This is a genomic window from Marinobacter sp., from assembly GCF_041686475.1.
Taxonomy (GTDB): domain Bacteria; phylum Pseudomonadota; class Gammaproteobacteria; order Pseudomonadales; family Oleiphilaceae; genus Marinobacter.
The window spans coordinates 1-18,975 of sequence record NZ_JAWLDU010000054.1; the positions used below are offsets into that span (position 1 = coordinate 1).

General features: G+C 58.3%; 16 protein-coding genes and 1 pseudogene. 6 read left to right on the forward strand and 11 right to left on the reverse strand.

The genetic code is table 11. The annotated features are described in order from the left end of the window. Nucleotides 1-286 precede the first annotated feature (286 nt). Nucleotides 287-504: pseudogene (locus tag ACESMB_RS11935) on the forward strand (NapC/NirT family cytochrome c); the annotation flags it as partial. A 42-nt stretch (nt 505-546) separates the two neighbouring features. Here ACESMB_RS11935 and dacB read toward each other — a convergent pair. Further along, on the reverse strand, nt 547-2,112 hold the full coding sequence (dacB, locus tag ACESMB_RS11940; protein ID WP_372926928.1) for a D-alanyl-D-alanine carboxypeptidase/D-alanyl-D-alanine-endopeptidase: 1,566 nt from the start codon (nt 2,110-2,112) through the stop codon (nt 547-549). Between the two features lie 263 nt (nt 2,113-2,375). Between dacB and ACESMB_RS11945 the strand changes: the two genes are divergently transcribed. Further along, complete coding sequence (locus tag ACESMB_RS11945) at nt 2,376-3,299, forward strand: aldo/keto reductase (RefSeq protein WP_372971633.1); 924 nt, start codon at nt 2,376-2,378, stop codon at nt 3,297-3,299. Beyond that, complete coding sequence (locus tag ACESMB_RS11950) at nt 3,296-3,982, forward strand: DUF6064 family protein (RefSeq protein WP_372971634.1); 687 nt, start codon at nt 3,296-3,298, stop codon at nt 3,980-3,982. The genes ACESMB_RS11945 and ACESMB_RS11950 overlap by 4 nt, the downstream gene beginning before the upstream one ends. Here the strand turns inward: ACESMB_RS11950 and dkgB are convergent. Further along, nucleotides 3,951-4,760 carry a 2,5-didehydrogluconate reductase DkgB gene (gene dkgB / locus ACESMB_RS11955; protein WP_372971635.1) on the reverse strand — a complete coding sequence of 270 codons (810 nt, stop codon included), beginning with the start codon at nt 4,758-4,760 and terminating at the stop codon, nt 3,951-3,953. The genes ACESMB_RS11950 and dkgB overlap by 32 nt on opposite strands. Nucleotides 4,761-4,884: 124 nt before the next feature. Here dkgB and ACESMB_RS11960 point away from each other — a divergent pair, with 124 nt between their 5' ends. Next, complete coding sequence (locus ACESMB_RS11960) at nt 4,885-5,298, forward strand: GFA family protein (protein ID WP_372926924.1); 414 nt, start codon at nt 4,885-4,887, stop codon at nt 5,296-5,298. A gap of 23 nt (nt 5,299-5,321) precedes the next feature. Here ACESMB_RS11960 and ACESMB_RS11965 read toward each other — a convergent pair whose 3' ends face one another. Further along, complete coding sequence (locus ACESMB_RS11965; RefSeq protein WP_372971636.1) at nt 5,322-6,446, reverse strand: PQQ-dependent sugar dehydrogenase; 1,125 nt, start codon at nt 6,444-6,446, stop codon at nt 5,322-5,324. Between the two features lie 470 nt (nt 6,447-6,916). Here ACESMB_RS11965 and ACESMB_RS11970 point away from each other — a divergent pair, with 470 nt between their 5' ends. Beyond that, complete coding sequence (locus ACESMB_RS11970; RefSeq protein ID WP_372926922.1) at nt 6,917-8,926, forward strand: TonB-dependent receptor; 2,010 nt, start codon at nt 6,917-6,919, stop codon at nt 8,924-8,926. 139 nt (nt 8,927-9,065) lie between these two features. Here the strand turns inward: ACESMB_RS11970 and ACESMB_RS11975 are convergent, their stop codons facing one another. The 6 genes from ACESMB_RS11975 to ACESMB_RS12000 all read right to left on the reverse strand — a co-directional run bounded on the left by ACESMB_RS11975 (nt 9,066) and on the right by ACESMB_RS12000 (nt 15,998). Continuing rightward, nucleotides 9,066-9,887 (reverse strand): (2Fe-2S)-binding protein, encoded by an 822-nt coding sequence (locus ACESMB_RS11975; RefSeq protein WP_372971637.1) that lies wholly within the window; start codon nt 9,885-9,887, stop codon nt 9,066-9,068. Beyond that, nucleotides 9,877-11,904 carry a Fe(3+)-hydroxamate ABC transporter permease FhuB gene (gene fhuB, locus ACESMB_RS11980; RefSeq protein WP_372971638.1) on the reverse strand — a complete coding sequence of 676 codons (2,028 nt, stop codon included), beginning with the start codon at nt 11,902-11,904 and terminating at the stop codon, nt 9,877-9,879. The genes ACESMB_RS11975 and fhuB overlap by 11 nt, the downstream gene beginning before the upstream one ends. After that, nucleotides 11,894-12,826: an iron-siderophore ABC transporter substrate-binding protein gene (locus ACESMB_RS11985; protein WP_372971639.1), complete on the reverse strand. Its 933-nt coding sequence runs from the start codon at nt 12,824-12,826 to the stop codon at nt 11,894-11,896. The genes fhuB and ACESMB_RS11985 overlap by 11 nt, the downstream gene beginning before the upstream one ends. Beyond that, nucleotides 12,816-13,589 (reverse strand): ABC transporter ATP-binding protein, encoded by a 774-nt coding sequence (locus ACESMB_RS11990; RefSeq protein WP_372926918.1) that lies wholly within the window; start codon nt 13,587-13,589, stop codon nt 12,816-12,818. The genes ACESMB_RS11985 and ACESMB_RS11990 overlap by 11 nt, the downstream gene beginning before the upstream one ends. A gap of 94 nt (nt 13,590-13,683) precedes the next feature. Further along, on the reverse strand, nt 13,684-15,474 hold the full coding sequence (locus ACESMB_RS11995; protein WP_372926917.1) for an ABC transporter ATP-binding protein: 1,791 nt from the start codon (nt 15,472-15,474) through the stop codon (nt 13,684-13,686). 71 nt (nt 15,475-15,545) lie between these two features. After that, nucleotides 15,546-15,998, reverse strand: coding sequence for a YaiI/YqxD family protein (locus tag ACESMB_RS12000; protein WP_372971640.1), 453 nt, complete (start codon nt 15,996-15,998; stop codon nt 15,546-15,548). Nucleotides 15,999-16,277: 279 nt separating this feature from the next. Between ACESMB_RS12000 and ACESMB_RS12005 the strand changes: the two genes are divergently transcribed. Then, entirely contained in the window at nt 16,278-16,856 is a 579-nt protein-coding gene (locus tag ACESMB_RS12005) for a histidine phosphatase family protein (protein WP_372926915.1), read from the forward strand. Here the strand turns inward: ACESMB_RS12005 and ACESMB_RS12010 are convergent. Together ACESMB_RS12010 and ACESMB_RS12015 are read right to left on the reverse strand one after the other, a co-directional pair. After that, complete coding sequence (locus ACESMB_RS12010) at nt 16,786-17,847, reverse strand: glycosyl transferase family 90 (protein WP_372971641.1); 1,062 nt, start codon at nt 17,845-17,847, stop codon at nt 16,786-16,788. The two genes, ACESMB_RS12005 and ACESMB_RS12010, sit on opposite strands and share 71 nt — an antisense overlap. A gap of 121 nt (nt 17,848-17,968) precedes the next feature. Next, on the reverse strand, nt 17,969-18,709 hold the full coding sequence (locus tag ACESMB_RS12015) for a tellurite resistance TerB family protein (protein WP_372926913.1): 741 nt from the start codon (nt 18,707-18,709) through the stop codon (nt 17,969-17,971). Nucleotides 18,710-18,975 lie beyond the last annotated feature (266 nt).

Genomic DNA, 18,975 nt, shown 5'->3' on the forward strand with positions numbered 1-18,975 from the left:
CTGACGGTCCCCACTGCGGGCAACGTTCGGATCATTTCTGATTTCTTCGTAGGCAGCCTTTGCTTCGTCAACTTTTTCATTATCCTGGGGCGCGCTGGCACATCCGGCCATCAACACAGAAAAGCTCACAGCCATGCCCAAAGTCATGTTGTGCTTGTTCATAACAATCTCTTGTTTCCGCTGAGGCCTCACTGGCGATCTTCGATCAGTTCTTCAGCATCGGCTACTTTGTTCTGTGCCTGGTTCAGCAGTACCTGATCTTGCCCGCGATGCCTTCAACTGGCGGGCCGGCATTATATTCTGGGGCGGTTTCACCACCGCGCTTGAGGTCACCAACACCGAGCAGTTCCCTATCGTCTGCTACGTGCCTCACAACTGGACGCACAAGATCGGCCGCAAATGGACGCCTTCAAGGAAGTCTGGGGCTGACTGTTCGGCACCATAAATACCCCGGAAACATACGAGGAAAAGCGCCTGGAACTTGCCCAGCGGGAGTGGCATCGCCCATGAATTGCCTGACATGGCGGGTGTAGAGCGTTAGTCGGTTCAGCGAATCTCTGTGCCACCGGACGGTGCCTGGGAAAGCGTTGTTCCGGTAGGCGGGCGGTGGTGGAGCGAGTAGATAATCCGGTCCAGCACGGCCTGGCCATTCCACGCCGGATTATTGTTGACCATGCCTACAACGGCCCAGGTGGTGTCGGTATCGTCCCGGGTAAACCCAGCGATAGAACGCACGTTCTCGAGGTAACCGGTCTTGATGCGGCCTTTGCCGTCCAGGCCGGCGTTTCTGAGGCGCCTGGCCATGGTGCCATCCATCGCGATCAGTGGCATGGAAGCCATGAGGTCGGCGGAGAAATTGCTGTTCCAGGCATGTTGAAGGATCTGTGCGCCCTGGCGGGCAGTGATGCGGCCGTGGCGGGTCAGGCCGGCACCATTATCAATAACCATACCTTCGGTATTGATGCCTTTGTCCTGAAGCCACTGATAAATAACGCGGATACCGGCCACCCGGTCGTCTTCATCCTCATCGATCCGGTGTTCGGCACCAATGGTCAGCAACATCTGGCGGGCCATGACATTGCTGCTCCACTTGTTGATGTCGCGCACCATGGTCACCAGATCGGGGGAGGTGGTCTTCAGTAACAGCCGGGCGTCTTCCGGGGTATTGGCCAGCAGGCTCTTGCCGCTGATTTTGATACCCATATCCGAGAGCAGTGAGCGGATCAGCGAAGCCGTGTATTGCTCATGGGGCAGCACCGACAGATAGGCGGTGGTGCGACAACCCTGGGGCAACTCACCCGTAACCCTGACGGTTACGCGGTGGTCCTCGTGGAATATCGGTTCCCATTCAAACCGCCTGCGGGCGGGGCAGGGCCCTTCGGATACGGCGGTTACCCGGTTGTCGATTACCACATCGTTCAGTGAAGGCGCGCTCCAGGCCTGGGTGCCACGCTCATCGGCCCGCACCTGAAAGTGCACCAGGTTGAGGTTGGTAAGATAGGGTGAAGGCTGAACCAGAAAAGGCGCATGGGGATTGTCGCCGTTGTCGTCAAATCCGGGCAGGCCATCTGCCAGGCTGAAAACATCGCCGTCCAGAACCAGGTTGCCGTTGATGGCGCTGATGCCCATGCCGCGAAGCTCACTCAGAGTGCTCCACAGGCGTTCGATGGTGAGCTTGGGGTCGCCGCCCATATCAACATAGAAGTTGCCATTGAGGGTGTCGCCTACAAGTTCGCCATCGGTATAGAAACTGGTATCCCAGTGGTAGGTTGGCCCCAGGGTTTCCAGTGCTGCGTAGGTGGTAATCAGCTTGATAATGGAACCGGGGCTCATCAGCGCATCGGCGTTGATGTATTGCTCGACGCCAGGGCCGTTCAGGGGGATGGCTGCCATGCTCAGCGCCTGCTCGTCGTTCAGGGACTGGAACGCGTAGTCCTTCACCTGGCCGCTCCAGGTTTTCTTGGCGACGGCTGCCGGTTCTGCGGCAAGTGCAGTGCTGGCAAGGAGAAAGACCGCCAGGGTGGAAGCGAGAAGACGCGGCGCCACTCGAGCATGCTGTAGGGCAGTTCCGTCAGATGGCTTTTTGCAATAGCTTCGTGCCTTCAGCAACATGGTGCAGCGCTCGTTGATTTCTGATCCACTAACAATAGCCCAAATTTTCGCCCCATACTATGTGGAAAGGCTCTACATGACGTTAAAAAATGCCAGTAGTGTCGTTGTTTATACTGCTTTTTCGTTAACGGATGTAAGTGCTCCAGCGAATCAATAGCTTAGGCGCCGGACAATGGGCTGCGTCAGGATGCCGGCAGGAACAGAACCCGTTCCGGCGCGGCCCCGTAACAAAGAAGTGAGCGCAATGCATCGGAGGATAAGACATGGCAATACAGTGGTCCCGACGACGGTTCCTGGCCGCAATGGCGGCCACTGGCCTTTCACTGCGTGTCCCGCCACTGTTGGCTGCCGCCGGTGACAAGGCCATTACCAGGGCGATTCCCTCTTCCGGCGAGCAACTGCCGGTGATTGGCATGGGTACCTGGCGCACTTTCAATGTCGGTGGCGACCAGCAGCTTGTGGCGGAGCGCACCAGAGTGCTGGAGACGTTCCTTGAATCCGGTGGCACCCTGGTGGACTCGTCGCCGATGTATGGTTCCGCCGATGACGTGATGGGTGAGGCCCTGGAAAGCCTTGGCGCCCACGACAGGGTATTTTCGGCGAACAAGATCTGGACCCGGGATGGTAGCGCTACCCGGGAGCAGGACAGGGCCTCAAGCCGAAAATGGGGGATCGAGCGCTTTGATCTGCAGCAGGTGCATAACCTGCTGGCATGGGAATCCCATCTGGACACCCTCAAGCAGATGAAGGCAGACGAAGACATCCGGTATCTGGGCATCTCCACGTCCCACGGCCGGCGCCACGACGATCTTGCACAGATAATGGAGCAGGAGCCCCTGGACTTTGTGCAGCTGACCTACAATGTACTGGATCGAGAGGCAGAACAGCGCCTGCTGCCCCTGGCAAAGGAGAGAGGCATTGCCGTGATCGTGAACCGGCCGTTCCAGGGTGGCAGCCTGTTCCGTCGTTACCAGTCCGAGTCATTGCCCGGCTGGGCGGAAGACGCCGGCTGCAGCAACTGGGCCGAGTTTTTCCTCAAGTTCATCGTGTCCCACCCTGCGGTCACCTGCGCCATACCGGCAACAACCCGGGTGGAACACATGCAGGAGAACATGGGGGCTTTGTACGGGAAGTTTCCAGATGAACAACAACGCCGGCAAATGGCCGACTATGTGGCGGGGTTATGACAGATGTGGATTGGCTGAATTATTCACTGTCGGATTTTCTGATGTTCGGGCCGGAGGTGTTTCTCCGGCTCTTTGTTCGTATCAATCAGGATTTCTGGCCGCTGCAGGGCATCGCTGTTGTCATCATGCTGCTGATTGCCGGATGTGTGGTGCGTGGTGACACCCTGGCCAAACGGGCCATCCTGTTACTGTTGGCCGCGGCCTGGGGATGGAGTGGTGCCGGATTCCTGATGGACTATTACGGCCCCATCAATTCACCGGCTACCTGGTTTGGCTGGGCGTTTATTCTGCAGGCTGCGCTGCTGACGGTGGCAGCTCTGGTGTGGCCCTGGGATGGAAGTGCCGCACATTCAGCGCGCCGCTGGCAGGCTGGCGCCGGCTGGTTGGTGATGACAGCATTGCTGCCGCTGCTGGTAGTGGGCCAGTCAGGAAACTGGTACGCCGTGGCCCTGTTCGGGATAACGCCGGATGTCACGGTAGCGGCCTCTGTGCCCTGCCTGTTGCTTTTGCCTCGTCAGGTTCGCTGGCTGTTTCTGCTGCTGCCGCTACTCTGGTGCCTGTTCAGTGTGGCAACGCTCTGGACGCTCGGCACCCGGCTGATGCTGATCCTCCCGGCTGTCACACTTGCGGTGACAGTCGTCGGCTTCTGGTTCAGTCCCAGGCCGGTGCAAAGCCGGGGTTAGCAATACGCTCACCTCGGTCCAGCTTGTCAATTTCCGCAATTTCGTCGGAACTCAGCGTGATATCGAACGCGTCCAGGTTGGCTTTCTGATGCTGTGGGCGCGTCGACGAAGGAATAGGAACAACACCACGGGATGCCACCCATGCAATAGCTATCTGCGCCGGTGAAGCATTGTGTTCGCGGCCGATTCGTATCAGCGTTTCGTCTTCCATGACCTTGCCTACTGCAAGTGGCATATAGCCGGTCACGGTAATACCCAGTTCTCGCGCATGGTCGACCACCTTGCGATTGGCCAGGAAGGGGTGCACCTCAACCTGGTTGGTGAGTATGGGTGTCTCACCGAGGATCTCCTTTGCCTGATCCATCTGGGCACAGGTAAAGTTGGAAATGCCGATGTGAGTTGTCAGCCCCTCCCGCTGTGCGTCCCGAAGGGCACCAAGATATTCCTCCATGGGCACTTCGTCGTCCGGCGAGGGCCAGTGAATCAGGGTCAGATCCACGTGATCCGTTTTCAGCCGCGCGAGGCTGGAGTGAAGGCTGTTGATCAGGTCGCTGGGGTGAAGCTGGTCGTGCCAGATTTTGGTGGTCAGAAAAATCTCGCGACGTGGAATGCCGCTGGAGGTGATGCCATCGCCCACTTCCGATTCGTTTTCATACATCTGGGCTGTATCGATATGCCGGTAACCGAGTGAAAGCGCGCTTTTTACGGCGTCTCTCGCGTCGTTGCCCTTCAGGCGGAAAGTGCCCATACCAATTTTCGGAAGTGTGCTGAATGCCATAGTGTCCTCCTTTGCGAACGCTCTGACTTGTATGTGGTGCCCGCCCGCTGGTTCTTCAAGTGGCGGCTGGTTATCATACTGCTCCGGGCAAGGTGGCAAGCCAACTGATTATCGAGGTCAAATCATGCTGACAGGGCAGTGCCTTTGTGGCGATATCAAACTGGAATACGACGGCCCCCTGGGGCCCATAGCCCTGTGCCATTGCAGCCAGTGCCGGCGCGCCCATGGCAGCGCCTTCTCTGCCAGCGCGCCTATACAGAGAATACGTAGCCGTTTCACCGCGGGTGAGGAACTGATCCGCGAATACGAATCCCGCCCCGGGAAATTCCGCGGCTTCTGCCCACGCTGTGGCAGCCAGCTCTACAGCCGGGTGGATGCCATTCCCGGTATCCTCCGCCTGCGGGTCGGAATGATCAACGAGCCCCTGGGGAAAGAGCCCGCCTCACACGTTTACGTCGGTTCCAAATGCGATTGGTTTCCCATCACTGATGGTATTCCCCAATACGACAAAACCGAAAGAACCAACGACCCGAACTGACAACCCTGGCTGTCATTGCGTCGTCACTCAGCAGGTACCATACGGTAAACCTTGCCGTTGGATTGGTCCGTCAGCAGCCACATGGCGCCATCGGGGCCCATCCGCACATCGCGGATACGCTCACCGAGCCCTTCCAGAAGGTCCTCTTCCTCCCTGACCTCTTCGTTCTCGAGGCTCAGGCGCACCAGTTTCTGCATTTTCAGCGCCCCTACGAACAGGTCCCCCTGCCACTCGGGGAACTCGTCACCGGTGTAAAATGCCATGCCGGAAGGAGCAATGGACGGATCCCAGTAATGCAGTGGGTCGGTTACACCCTCCATGGTGGTTTTGTCTGAAATGGTTGCCCCGGAATAGTCGATGCCGTAGGTGACGTCCGGCCAGCCGTAGTTGTTGCCGGCGCGAATGATGTTGATCTCGTCTCCACCCCTGGGACCGTGCTCGTGGCTCCAGATCTCACCGGTCTCCGGGTGGATGGTCATGCCCTGGATATTGCGGTTGCCATAGGTAAAGAAGGTGTCGTTCACGGAGGAGTCGTCGCTGAACGGGTTGCCGGGCGCCGGTTCGCCATCAGTTGTAAGGCGATGTACACCGCCCGCATCGTCATCTGTTGCCTGGGCGCGATCCATCTCGCCACGATCACCCACGGCAACATACAGGTTGCCGTCCCGGTCGAATTCCATCCGGCCTGCGAAGTGGCGACCGGTGGTGCCGCGTGGCAGGGCCTCGAATATCATCTCAACATCGGATAACTGATTGCCATCCAGTTTTGCCCGCGCCACACGAGTGGTCATACCCTCGCGGCTGACCTTGTGGGAATAACTGAGAAACAGGGTCTGGTTGTCTTCAAACTGCGGGTGCAGGATTACGTCCAGCAGGCCGCCCTGGCCGGATGCTTCCAGTTCGGGCACACCCGAAACAGGCTCTTGCTGAAGTTCTCCATCCTGAATGCGGCGCAGGCGGCCTTCGCGCTCAGTGACCAGTTGGGAGCCATCGGGGAGGAAAACCAGGCTCCAGGGATGGTCCAGGCCCTCGGCTACGGTATCAAGACGGAAGTCTGCCTTGTCAGAGGAAAACGTCTGTTCCGCAATTGCTGTTACTGAAACCAGCACAAGGCTGATGCCAAAAATCAGATGTTTGCAGGTATGCATGGAAAGCTCCGTTTCTTGCCGCTGTCATGTGATGCCTGGTTATTTAATGAGGATAGCAGTTGGCGTGGAGGCCACCGAAGAATCCTGTGCCATGGAAAGGTACGGGGCAAAAAACTCTCTGGCTCATCGCATTTTTGATTTCAAATCATAATCATTCGTATTAAGATATGAGAACAAGATTCAAACCTCGCAATAGACCCTGAAACGGAGAGAAAGATGTCCCGAACTTCGGACCCCGAGTTCTGCCGTAAGTCGCTATTGCCTGCGATCGTCTGTGCAACTCTGCCTTAATTCAGTATGCGTGCTTACCGCGCTCAAATCTGCCTGTTAAAAGGAGCTTTGTCTTGTATCAAAAAAAATTACAACCTTGCGTATTGCCGGTTGTACCCTGGACCATTGTGGCGGCCTTCTCCTGTCCTGCTATTGCCTTGGCACAATCGGAAAACTCAGTGGCCCTCGACGAGATAGTCGTGACAGGCACACGAACCGAAACGTCCGCGTCGGAGATCGCACGTTCTACCACGGTGATTACCCGGGAGCAGGTCGAAGAACAAGCCAGGATCACCAAGAACGTTGGTGAGATCCTGGCGCAGATGGTTCCCGGTTTGGCACCAAGCACTGAGACGCTCAGCAACTTTGGCCAGACGCTTCGCGGACGAAAATTTCTGGTGCTGATTGACAGTGTTCCCCAATCGACTCCGCTCCGTGATGCCTCCCGGGGTCTGAACACAATATCCCCTGCAGCGATCGAGCGTATCGAGGTGGTGCGCGGAGGTACGGCAGCTTATGGTTTCGGAGCCACCGGTGGTGTCATTAATATCATCACCAAGAAGGCTGCGCCGGAACCCGCCGAGGTCTACTCACAAATCGGCACGTCGTTATCCACGGAAAACTTCGATGATTCCGCCGACTATGAGACGGAGCATCGTATTTCCGGCACACAAGGAGACTGGGATTATGTCCTTTCCGGATTTTTCACGGAACGTGGCGAGCGTTTCGACGCTGACGGTGAACGTCGTCCCCCTGATCCGCTGGGCACTCAAGGTGGCTTTGCTGATACCTCGGAATACAACATTCTTGCAAAAGCAGGCTTTGATTTTGATGGTGGCAACCAGCGCGTAGAGTTCATGCTGAACGATTTTTTCAATGAGCAGGACTCCGACTACACCTTCGGACAGACGCTTGAAGATGGCCGGACACCGGCCGTTCCGATTTCCGAAGCCGGCCCGGATGCGGTGCCGTTCACCGAGCCTGGTCAGGAAAATACCACAGCGCGGGTCAGTTATAGCCATGCAGATCTTGCTGGCAGCAGCGTCGATGCACAAGTTTACTACGGCGATCTCAGCCAGATTTTCCCCAAGTTTCCGGGTTTCTCCCAGGGTGAAATCGCCTCGGAAAAATATGGCCTGCGTACCACTGTAACCACTCCGGCGAATCAACTGGTGCCGGGTGCCCGTATTATCTGGGGTGGCGACTACCTCCGTGATGAAACCGAGGCTCTTCTCTATGGTCCAGACGGTCCTGTTGATCCGGATACCCCAACCATGGATCAGGATGCCCTGGCTGCGTTCGCGGAACTGGAACTGCCGTTTGGAGATTGGTTGATGCTTCGCGGCGGCCTGCGCCATGAGAACATTCGGGTTGATGCTGGATCGGCCACCCCCAACCGTTTCGGCAACAACATACGCGAGGGTTCTCTGGAATGGTCAGAAACCCTGTTTAACGCAGGCGCGGTGTTTTTCGTAACGGATTCTGTGGATCTGTTCGCCAGTTACTCCCAGGGCTTCTCCATCGGCGACCTTGGCCGTATCCTTTCAGACGCCGGGGAGTTTAACGCAGGGCTCACCTTTGACGCCGAGGATTTCGAATCAGAGGCTGAGAAGGTGGATAACTACGAGATCGGTACCCGTTATTTGGGGGATAAGCTTCAGGCCACCGCTGCAGTTTTCTTCAGCGAGTCGGATAATGGCACCACGTTCAATGATGACCTGCAGATCCAGAAATTCAGCGAGGATGTCTGGGGCATAGAGACTACTGCAGACTATCAGCTTACAGATCGACTGACAGTCGGCGGCAGTGCGTCCTGGCAAGAGGGTGAGCGAGAGGACGCTAACGGTAATGAGGTTGAACTCGACGGTACTCGTATAGCGCCGCTCAAGCTCACCAGCTACCTCGAGCAGCAGACGACCGGGCAATGGCGTAACCGGCTGCAGATCATGCATGTTGGAAGTCGCGATGAGTTCCCTGATGGTGGCAGCCCCGACAATAGCGGTATTTTCGGTCAGGGTGAGGTAGAAAGTTACACACTGGTCGATTTCGTTTCGCGGTTAGAGGCGGGCCCCGGTTCCTTAACCTTCGCAGTGAAAAACCTGATAAACGAAGACTACTTTCCAGCGATCAACCAGGCATTCAACACTCCAACGGCCTATGCGAAAGGCAATGGTCGCCGTGTGAGCGTCGGTTACGAAATGGTTTGGTAGCAATATCTAACCGTTTTATTTGATGAGGGCCTTTCGACAAGAAGGGCCCCGCTGGCCAGGTGTTATGAGGGGGTAAGCGAAATGGCACCCGAAGACGAAATGATTGAAGGATTAAAGCTCGCCGCAGGTGCCGGCGCGGTTATCGGCCTGGTTGCCATTGGTCTGGCCCTGGGTTCGGCTGTTGGTGCCTGAAGGCAGCCAGTCGCTCCTTGCGATAGATTCCACAGGTGCCGCAATAACCACCCCCGGGTAACAGATACTTCAGACAGCATCCCTTCCGTTGTGGAATGGCGGTAGTCTGCCTATCGAACACGGCCGGAATCCAGTCAATGAACTGGTTGGCCTCATTACTGAACTCCGCGAGCCAGCGCTGTGCCAGCTCACACACAGCAGCGGGTTCTGCACGATTCCACACCGCCGAGAATGGCGCACCCAGCCCAAGCCCGATGCTGCTCCAGTAGGCGCCGGGGCTCACTCCAAGATTGTGCCTGAAAACGGGATACCAATCCCTTGTCTGCCTCCCGAGTGACTCCGCAAAATTTTCCTCATCGACTGTGGACCCGCCTGATGCCTGGAACCAGCGTGATGTGGCTGCCTCTTCCTGCTCAACAGGGGCAAGAAAGATGTGCCGGGGATCAGGCAGGGGTGCCTGGCCGTCCCGGAACAGCCTCAGGGTAAGTGGGTCAATAATGTTTAACGCCAGATCCTGTTGAAGAACGGAAACACGGGCCCGGACTGAGCGGGCATCAGTCGCGTGTGGATAATCGGTGTGCATCTGATCGATGAGCAGTGCCGGATTTTCCAGGCACTGGGCCAGGGAAAACAGGCCGCTGCGCTCATTGGATGACGGTTGAATAGCCTGGGTAAGGACGGATTCCGGGGACAGCCCGACTGACTCCAGGAGCCTGGTATAGCGCTCAGCCCATGCGCCACTGGAGCCTGCTTGTCCCCTACCGGCCATGACGGCTCAACCCCCACAGGAAATAGATACCGCCTACCAGCGCAGCCAGCAGGCCGGCCGGCAGTTGATTGGGGAAAACGACAATCCGGGAGAGATAATCGGCAATAGCCAGTAGCAGGCCGCCCGCCAGTGCCGCAACGATCATCTGCCGGCCGACCGTCTGTTGCCCCAGAACCCTTGCCAGGTGCGGGGCGATCAGGCCGACAAAACTCATGGGGCCGATTACCACCGTCGCCGAGGCGGTCAGCACCGCTGCCAGTAGCAGAAGCAACAACCGGGAACGAGCCACCGAGAGCCCAAGGGACGAGGCGGCAGTATCCCCGAGTGGTAGAATGGTCAGTGGCCGCACGATCAGCAGCAGTAAGCCGCTGACCAGCAACGTGAAGCCCAGCAGTCCAAACGCTTCGCCCTCTGAGATCAGCCAGGTGGAACCGTACATCCAGTTCAGCAGTTGCGAGGCAACGGTACCGCCGGAAGCCATCACCAGCCGCAGGCCGGCGTCCATAAACACATACAGCGCCAGGCCTCCGAGCAGGAGCTGGTTTCCCGCAAAGCGGTGTTTGCGGGCGAGCAGAATCAGCAGTCCCAGGGCGCCAGCCGCACCCAGGGTGGCGCCGCCCAACTGGCCGAGCCGGCCAATCTCAGCACCCGAGAGCACAATCAGCACCATGACCAATGCAGCACCACCGCTGATGCCCAGCATTTCCGGGCTGCCCATGGGGTTGCCTGTCATCCGCTGGATCAGTGTGCCAGCCAGCCCCAGAGCTACCCCGGCAAGCATGGCCGCCAACAGCCGCGGGCCGCGCCAGAACCAGGCGTCATCCCATTGCGTTATCGCCGTCCAATGCCAGCCGTCCAGCCCCGGAGCCCAGCCCATGGATACAATCACTGTGATCAGAAGCAGCGCTGAAATGATGCCTGTAACAAGGGCGGGGGAGCGCCGCCTGGGCAGGAAACCTGCCGGGCTGGATTCCTGCCCGGGCATATGGTGAGTGTTCCTGAAACTCTGCAGTGCCAGCAGAATGACGGGGCCGCCGATCAATGCGGTGGTGGTGCCCGTGGGAACCAGAGAGCCGTCACCCCAGGTGGACGCCCAGTTTGCCAGGGTGTCAGCCAGAAGCAGTAGGCCGCCTCCCGTCAGTGTGCTCCAAAGCAGCCTGTTGCCCAGGGTGCGCGCGCCCAGCAAACGGGCCAGCACCGGTGCGGCCAGGCCTACAAAGGCCACCACGCCAACCCGGCTGACAACTGTCGCGGTCATCAGAACCACCAGCAACAATGCCAGCGCGCGGATAACGCCAACCCTCGCACCCAGTGCACTGGCGGAGGTCTGCCCCAGTTGCAGCAATTGCAGGGGGCGCATCAACAGCAGCATTAGAATGACGAGGACGGTCACCCGGGGCCAGAGCTCCATGAACGGGGCCCAGTTGTTCTGTACCAGCGAACCTGCGCCCCAGATAAACAGGTTGCCCAGCCATTCGCCCTTGAGCAGCAGGAAGGCCATGTTCATGGCACCCAGGAAGAAGGTAATCACCAGCCCGGCGAGAATCACGGTGACTGGCGAGAAGCCCAGCCGCCAGGTGAGAGCAATCACCATGCCGATGGCCAGCAGCCCGCCGCCAATGGCTGCCAGGTCGGGGCTGAAGGCCAGCAACCCCGGTGCAAACAGGGTGGCAACCGTAACGCCAAACTGACCACCCGCCTCAACCCCAAGGGTGGTGGGCGAGGCCAGCGGGTTACCCAGTATCTGCTGGGTAACGGCCCCGGCCAGCCCCAGGCCGCAGCCGATCAGGATGGCGATGGACACCCTCGGAGCCCAGCTGTAGTGGGCCAGTACCGAGGAATAGTCCTCGGGATCAAAGGTCCAGAAAGCCGAGATCAGGGCACCGACATCCAGTTCGCCAAACCACGGGGCAGAGCTGGCAATTAGTGCGCCGAACCACAGAAATACCGCTGCCACCGGCAGCTTTGCCGGAATCGCAGGGCGCGACGCGGGCAGGCTGGAAGCATCAGTGTACATTGTCGGCGCCCCCTTCCAAAAGCGAGTCCGTCAGCATGGTTGCCAGCCGTTTCACCGGAAAAACACCACCAAACGGCCAAACGGAGTCTATCTGGTAGATCTCGTCGTGCCTGACTGCAGGCAGATAGGTCCAGAAAGGACTGCTGGCCAGGGTGTCGGGAAGCCCGGGAAGGGTAGGGGAAACCACCACAAGACGGCTGTTCTGCTGGGGTGCGATGGCCTCCAGGCCGACCACCGAAAAGCCCCAGAAGTTGCCTTGTCGAGCCCAGGCGTTTTCGAGCCCGAGGGCGTTCAGGGTGCTCTGGTACAGGCTGTTAGGGGCATAGATACGCACGTGACGGTCGTCCAGAAAATTTACCAGGGCCACCGGTCTGTCTGTCATGCCTGCGTCTTCCAGTCGCCGGCGCTGGGTGTCCAGGGTCTGCTCGATATCTTCCAGAATGTCGTTGGCCCGGTCTTCCCGACCGAGCATCTCGCCCAGGGTAGTGAGCATTTCGCTGGCTTTTTCAAAGGGTTTGTTGCCTTCTTTGTAGACACTGATGACATACGTTGGCGCGATGCGCTCCAGCAGGCCGGAGGCAGGGGCCATTTCAGAACTGGTGACGATCAGGTCCGGTTCCAGCTCGGCAATGGCTTCCAGGCTCGGTGCCACGCGGGTGCCGATATTGGCAACGCCGTCTGGCAGTTCCGGTTCTAGCACCCAAGCCGAGTAACCATCCCGGTCTGCCACGCCAATAGGGGTGATTCCAAGCAGAAGCAGGGCCTCGGTCGCCGCCCAGTTCAGGGCAATAATCCGTTGCGGTGGTTCGTCCAGGGTTATGGTGCCGTACTCGTGTTGCCAGCTTCCGGCATTGGCCGGTAATGACACCAGGGCAAGTAACAGCAGGGCAAAGCAGGTTGTCAGGGAGCGCTTAGTGGACATAGGAAACCCACTGCCCCGGCGCGCGCTCCATGACACCCATGGGCACGCCATAGATGGATTCCAGTATTCCCGAGTCCATGATGTCGCGGGGCGCGCCGTCTGCGATCAGCTGGCCGTTCTTGAGGGCCACCAGCCGGTCGCAAAAGCGGGCGGCCAGGTCCACATCATGCAGAACAACCACAACTGTCAGCTCCCTTTCTTCCGCCAGGTGATGCACAAGTCTCAGGGTTTCCACCTGGTGTTTCACATCCAGAGCAGAGATGGGCTCATCCAGCAACAGACACCGGGTCTGCTGGGCCAGCAGCATGGCAATCCACGCCCGCTGGCGCTCGCCACCGGACAGGGTATCCACGGACCGGTGCTGAAAACGGCTGAGCCCGGTGTCGTCTATCGCCTGGTCGATCAACCGGTGGTCTTCAGTGTTGTAGCGGCCCAGTGGGCCACGCCAGGGGTAGCGGCCCAGTGCGACAAGCTCCCTTACGGTCAGGCCGTCGGTGCCCGGAGGGTGCTGGGGCAGGTAACCCACGGCGCGGGCGAATTCCCGTGCGCCGGTGGTTCGGAATGAGGTGCCAAGCAAGCTGACCTCACCCGAGGAGGGTGACATCTGCCGGGCCAGCACCTTCAGCAGTGTGGACTTGCCGGAGCCATTATGCCCGAGCAACGCAGTAACCTCGCTTTCCCGGAATCCAATGCTGATGTTCCGGAGAATGGAGGTGTCGCTGATGTTCACGTCCAGGCTGGAAACTTCGAAAAACGCAGGCATGCAGGCTCCCGTTATTCTGAGGGTCTGCAGAATAATCTAAATGCGAATTACTATCAATCAATATAATCTGATCCCGGACAGCGGTTGCCCGGGGTCATGCCTGGCCGGTCTGTACGCGCCATTGGGCAGCGTAAGCGCCGTCATTCTGTAACAGGCCGTCGTGGCGGCCTGATTCCAGAATCCGACCGCCATCCACTACAGCTATGGTGTCTGCGTCCACAATGGTGGACAGACGGTGGGCGATCATAATCACCGTGCGGTTATGCCCGATGCGTTTCAGGGAGCGCTGAATCGCCGCTTCGGTTTCGTTGTCCACCGCACTGGTGGCCTCGTCGAGCACCAGTATGGGTGGGTCCTTCAGCAACGCACGGGCAAGGGACAGGCGCTGGCGTTGCCCACCGGAGAGTCTCACTCCCCGTTCGCCCACCGTGGTGGACAGCCCTTCTGGCAGCGCTTCAATGAAGGACCAGGCTTCGGCGGTTTTTGCCGCTTCGATAATCTGTTCATCGCTGGCATCGGGGAATCCGTAGGCGAGATTGTCACGGATGCTGCCTTCAAACAGGTAAACATCCTGGCTGACGAGCCCGATGGCTTCCCGCAGGGATTTGAGGCTGACGGACTGAATGGGCTGCCCGTCGATGCGGATCTGGCCGCCGGTCGGGTCGTAGAAACGCAGCAGCAGCTTGATCAGAGTCGACTTGCCGGAGCCGGTGGCACCCACCAGTGCCAGGGTATTCCCGGCCGGCACCTGAACCGATATGTTGCTGATGCCAGCGCCGCTGGAGGGATAGTGAAAGCTTACATTCTCGAAGGTAACCTCACCATTCACCGGCTTCAACAGAGAGGCATCGGACTCGTCCCGGACATGCACCGGCTCGGCCAGCAGGTCGAGGATGCGGCGGGTACTGGCCATAGCCCTTTCAAACAGGTCGATCACTTCGGCAAGTCCGGTCAATGGCCACAGCAGACGCTGGGTCAGGAACACCAGAACACCGTAGGCACCTACGTTCAGGTTGCCTTCCAGTGCCATCATGCCGCCAACGGTAAAGGTGGCGAGAAAGCCTGCCAGTATTGCCATACGAATAATGGGAATAAATGCGGAACTGATACGAATGGCCCTGCGATTGGCCTCCACGTAGGCCTCGCTGCTGGCCTTCAAGCGGTCGGCTTCACGCTGTTCGGCGGTAAAGCTCTTGATGGTGGCAATACCGCCCAGGTTGTTGGCCAGACGGCTGGACAGGTCGCCCACCTTCTCGCGCACATCCGCATACAGTGGGCCGGCCTTGCGCTGGAAGTAAAAGGCACCCCAGATGATGAGGGGAATCGGCGTAAACGCCAGCAGGGCAATTAACGGTGACAGCACGAAGAACACCGCACCCACGGCCACTACGGTCACCATTACCTGGATCATGGCGTTGGCGCCACCGTCAAGGAAGCGTTCAAGCTGGTTGACGTCGTCGTTCATGGTGGCGACAAGCTGGCCGGAACTGCGGGCCTCGAAGAAGCTCATATCCAGCTTCTGGGCATGTTCGTAGGCGTCCTGGCGAAGGTCGGACTGCAGGCGCTGGGCCAGGTTGCGCCACAGAATCTGGAACAGGTACTCGAAGATGGATTCACCGGCCCAGATGAAGAAAGTGAGGACGGCGAGAATGGTGATCTGTTCCTGGGCGGTTTCAAAGCCCAGGCCAGCGACGAAACTTTCTTCCTGGTTGACCACGACATCAATGGCAACGCCAATCAGGATCTCGGGCGCGATGTCGAACAGCTTGTTGATAATGGAGCAGGTGGTCGCCGCGATGATTTGGCGGCGATAGCCTCTGGCATAGCGCAAAAGGCGCCCCAGTGCGACGAAACTGCTGGTTGTCTTGTTGGAAGGCTCGCTCATGGTTCGCTCCGCTTGCGCCAGAAAGGCGGCAAGGGTAGCGGATTTGTCAGGGCTTTAAAACAGAATCATTATCACTTGCGGGCATTCCTTTGCAGCCAGCGGTCCAGCTTGTCCGCAAATTCCTTGCGATCTGTCTGGCCCAGAGGGGGTGGGCCGCCGGTTACCTGGCCGGCGTTACGCATTTCTTCCATGAAGTTGCGCATGGCCAGCCGCTGGCGGATATTCTCTCTGGTAAAGGCCTGGCCACGGGGGTTGAAAACATCTGCACCTTTTTCGATAGCCTCGGCGGCCAGGGGAATGTCCTGGGTGATCACCAGGTCGCCCTCGTGCATCTGGTTCATAATTTCGTTGTCGGCGACATCAAAACCCTGGGGGACCTGACGGCGTTTGATGTAAGGGCTCGGGGGCAGGTTGATGGCGTGGTTGGCGATGAAGGTGGTTTCAACCTGCCAGCGGGTTGCGGCGCGGCAGAGGATTTCCCGGATGGGGACGGGGCAGGCGTCGGCGTCGACCCAGATTGGCATGGCTGGTTCCTTGTTGGTTCGGTTCTGGGTGGATTTTACCTTTTGTTGGTGTGAGCCTGGTAGTTGGGTTCCGCGTATTCTTTGCCAGGTCTGCAGGTTTGGCGGGCTGCACCATTGAGAGGGGCTGTCCAAAAAACGCTACAAGCACGTCCGTGTGCGCTTGATTCCGGCCGTCCATGGCCTCCAACATTTTTGGACAGCCCCTCTCAATGGCGCTTATAAACTGCAGAGATATCTCCGCGATAGCAGGAGGATCCAGACTAAAAGGCAGGAAAACCAATGAAAATGCTTAGTGTTTCAACTGTATTTTTTGCTTTAGTGCTTGGCCTTGGTCTTGCTTCGGCAGGTACTGTACAAGCTGACGAATCAGAGGCCTGGGAAGCGCTCCGGGAGGGTCGTGCCGTTTTGATGCTGCGGCATGCGCTGGCGCCGGGTACCGGGGATCCTGCCAATTTTGAGGTGGACGATTGCTCCACCCAGCGTAACCTGAACGACACTGGCCGTGAGCAGGCCAGGGCGTGGAAGCCGTTTCTGGCAGAACACGGTATTGATGAAGCGCGGGTGTTCAGCAGTCAGTGGTGCCGGTGCCTTGAAACCGCCCGGGAAATGGATGTGGGGCCGGTGGAGGAGATGACGTCGCTGAATTCGTTTTTCCGCAACCGTGGTGATGGCCAGATGCAGACTGAGCAGACAATCGCGATTGTGAATGAGCTGGAACCCGGGCCGCCGGTGGTGCTGGTATCGCACCAGGTGAACGTGACGGCGCTGGCGGATGTGTTTCCCTCGTCTAACGAGGGAGTGGTGATTGCGCTGCCGCTTTCTGATAACCCGACAGTGCTGGCGAGGGTTTCGCCCTGAGGTCGGGGGAGTTGTGAACCTTTTGCCCGCTCAGGTGTAGGTACTTCTGTATGACCAGCAACGCAATGGTCTGCTCCATCTGCTGGTCAAAAAACTTCTCCACGTAGTGGTTGGCATTGGCGATGATCGCCTCCGCCTCTTCGGGGTGTCCCTGGTAGTAGCGGACTTTTTCGGGCAGGTCGGAATGGTCGTCGGCCACTTCAACATAGTGATAGCCGGGAACAAGCGCCCCTTCCATAAACCAGGTCTCGAAACGTGGCCGGCGCATCAGGCACAAGGAGTTGGAGGCCATGATCCACTTCAGGTTGGTGGCCACATCAATGCCTTCAACGCTCACCACAAACTGATACTGAAGCTGTTCCTCAATGCTCATGAAGGCCTTGTGGTAGGGCTGCGCGCCGGCTTCCTTGTGGAGCACGCAGCCTATGTCGCACAGGGGGTGGTTTATAAAGCGGGTTGCGAAATCGACGCGATGCTGACGATTGGATTTTCCCCGCCACACGGCCCGGGGCTTTTTCTGACGGAAGGGGACCAGGTCCTCAACAAACTGGTAGTGCCGAACGCTGTTCAGCTTCAGTAAAACGGAATTGGCGTTGGAGGCATCGCGCCGTACCGGACGGCTTTTCACGAAACAGGGATTGCCGGGAATGTCAGTGATATCGCCAAACTGGTAATCCACCAGCCGGTCTCGCGGGAAACACTGGATAAGATTGCGGAAATCGAAGCAGTAGGCCGTGCTCTTGCCGGAGAAGTTAAAGTCACCCGCCGGCTCTGCGTTCGATGAAAGCGTGAACGGCACCGAAAGCCGGTTGTAGTAGGTAACCCTGGCCTCGATCTCGGCTTTGCGTTCGGGGGACTCGGCCTCGAATTTAGCCATCAGGTCATCACATCGGCGTTGCCAGTAGGCGCGGGGGACAAGGGAGCGCATTGCGTTGCCGGAGTAGTAACCCAGCTTGTTCAGATTCTTGGAAAAATTATCACCGACTCGCATTGTTGTCACCGGACGTTGTGTGAGACACCCCTGCCGCAATGGGCAGGGGCAACAACGTCAGGAAACCACTAATGTGTGTCAGTGAGATTAAACTGGCCGGAAGTAAAGAATATCGGCCTGGTTATTGTCCAGTTGTTGCCTCCTGGATCTGCTGTTCCAGCTCTCTGGCAAGGGCTGGCTCCAGTTGCAGGGCACTTGCCAGTTGATCCAGCCACGCCCGCTCCATGGGGTTCTGATCGTCGATCATCACCGCGCTGACGACGTAGATTTCCCGGCTTGCCTGGGGTGAGTCTGCGCTCCGGGCCAGGGCATTGGCGTCCAGCGGGGCATCGAATTGCTGCTGGATCCAGGCGTGCAATTCATCATCAGGCCCGAGTTTTTCGATCTCCTGGGTGAGCAATGCCCGCTCACTGGCATCAACATGCCCATCGGCCCTGGCGGCCATGATCATCGCCTGAAGTATTTCCAGGCCCCGCTGTTCCTGGGCACTGCCTTGCAGCTGTTCCAGCGGCTGGCCCTGACGCGCGTCGGGCACCTGGCCTCCGGCCTGATAGGACGGTTGCGTCTGGTAATTCTGGTAGGCCTTCCATGCGAGAACACCAACGCCGGCGAGGGCACCGTATTTCAGCGCCTTACCGCCCATTTTCCGCCCGCGTTTCGAACCCAGCATAAGCCCGACAGCCCCGCCGCCAAGCAGGCTCTTCACGTCGATACCGGCGTAGCCGGAACCTTTCGCACTGCCAACACCGAACTGCGAGGCGAGATTCCCGACCATCTGGTTCACATCGGTACCCCCTCCTGCGTCTGGCTGGCTGCCGGATGCCTGGTTCATCAACTGCTTGAGAATGTTCATGGCGTTCATTTATTCACTCCTGGCCTGCATCTGTAGATAAGGGGGTGTGTTCGATCACGATGTTTCAATATCGGCTGGTATGACCGCGTTATCGGGATTTGGTGCCCGAAAATGGGCAGGAGATTAAATATACAGGGTGAGTGCTAAAGGCTTGTCATCAGGGTCAGCGAAAGTGACACTAGCGGCTGACTGCCAACCTACTGATGAAAAATCTATAAAGCGAGGTTCCATGAAAACATTCACCGCGCTGGCCGCCAGCATACTGTTAGGCTTCA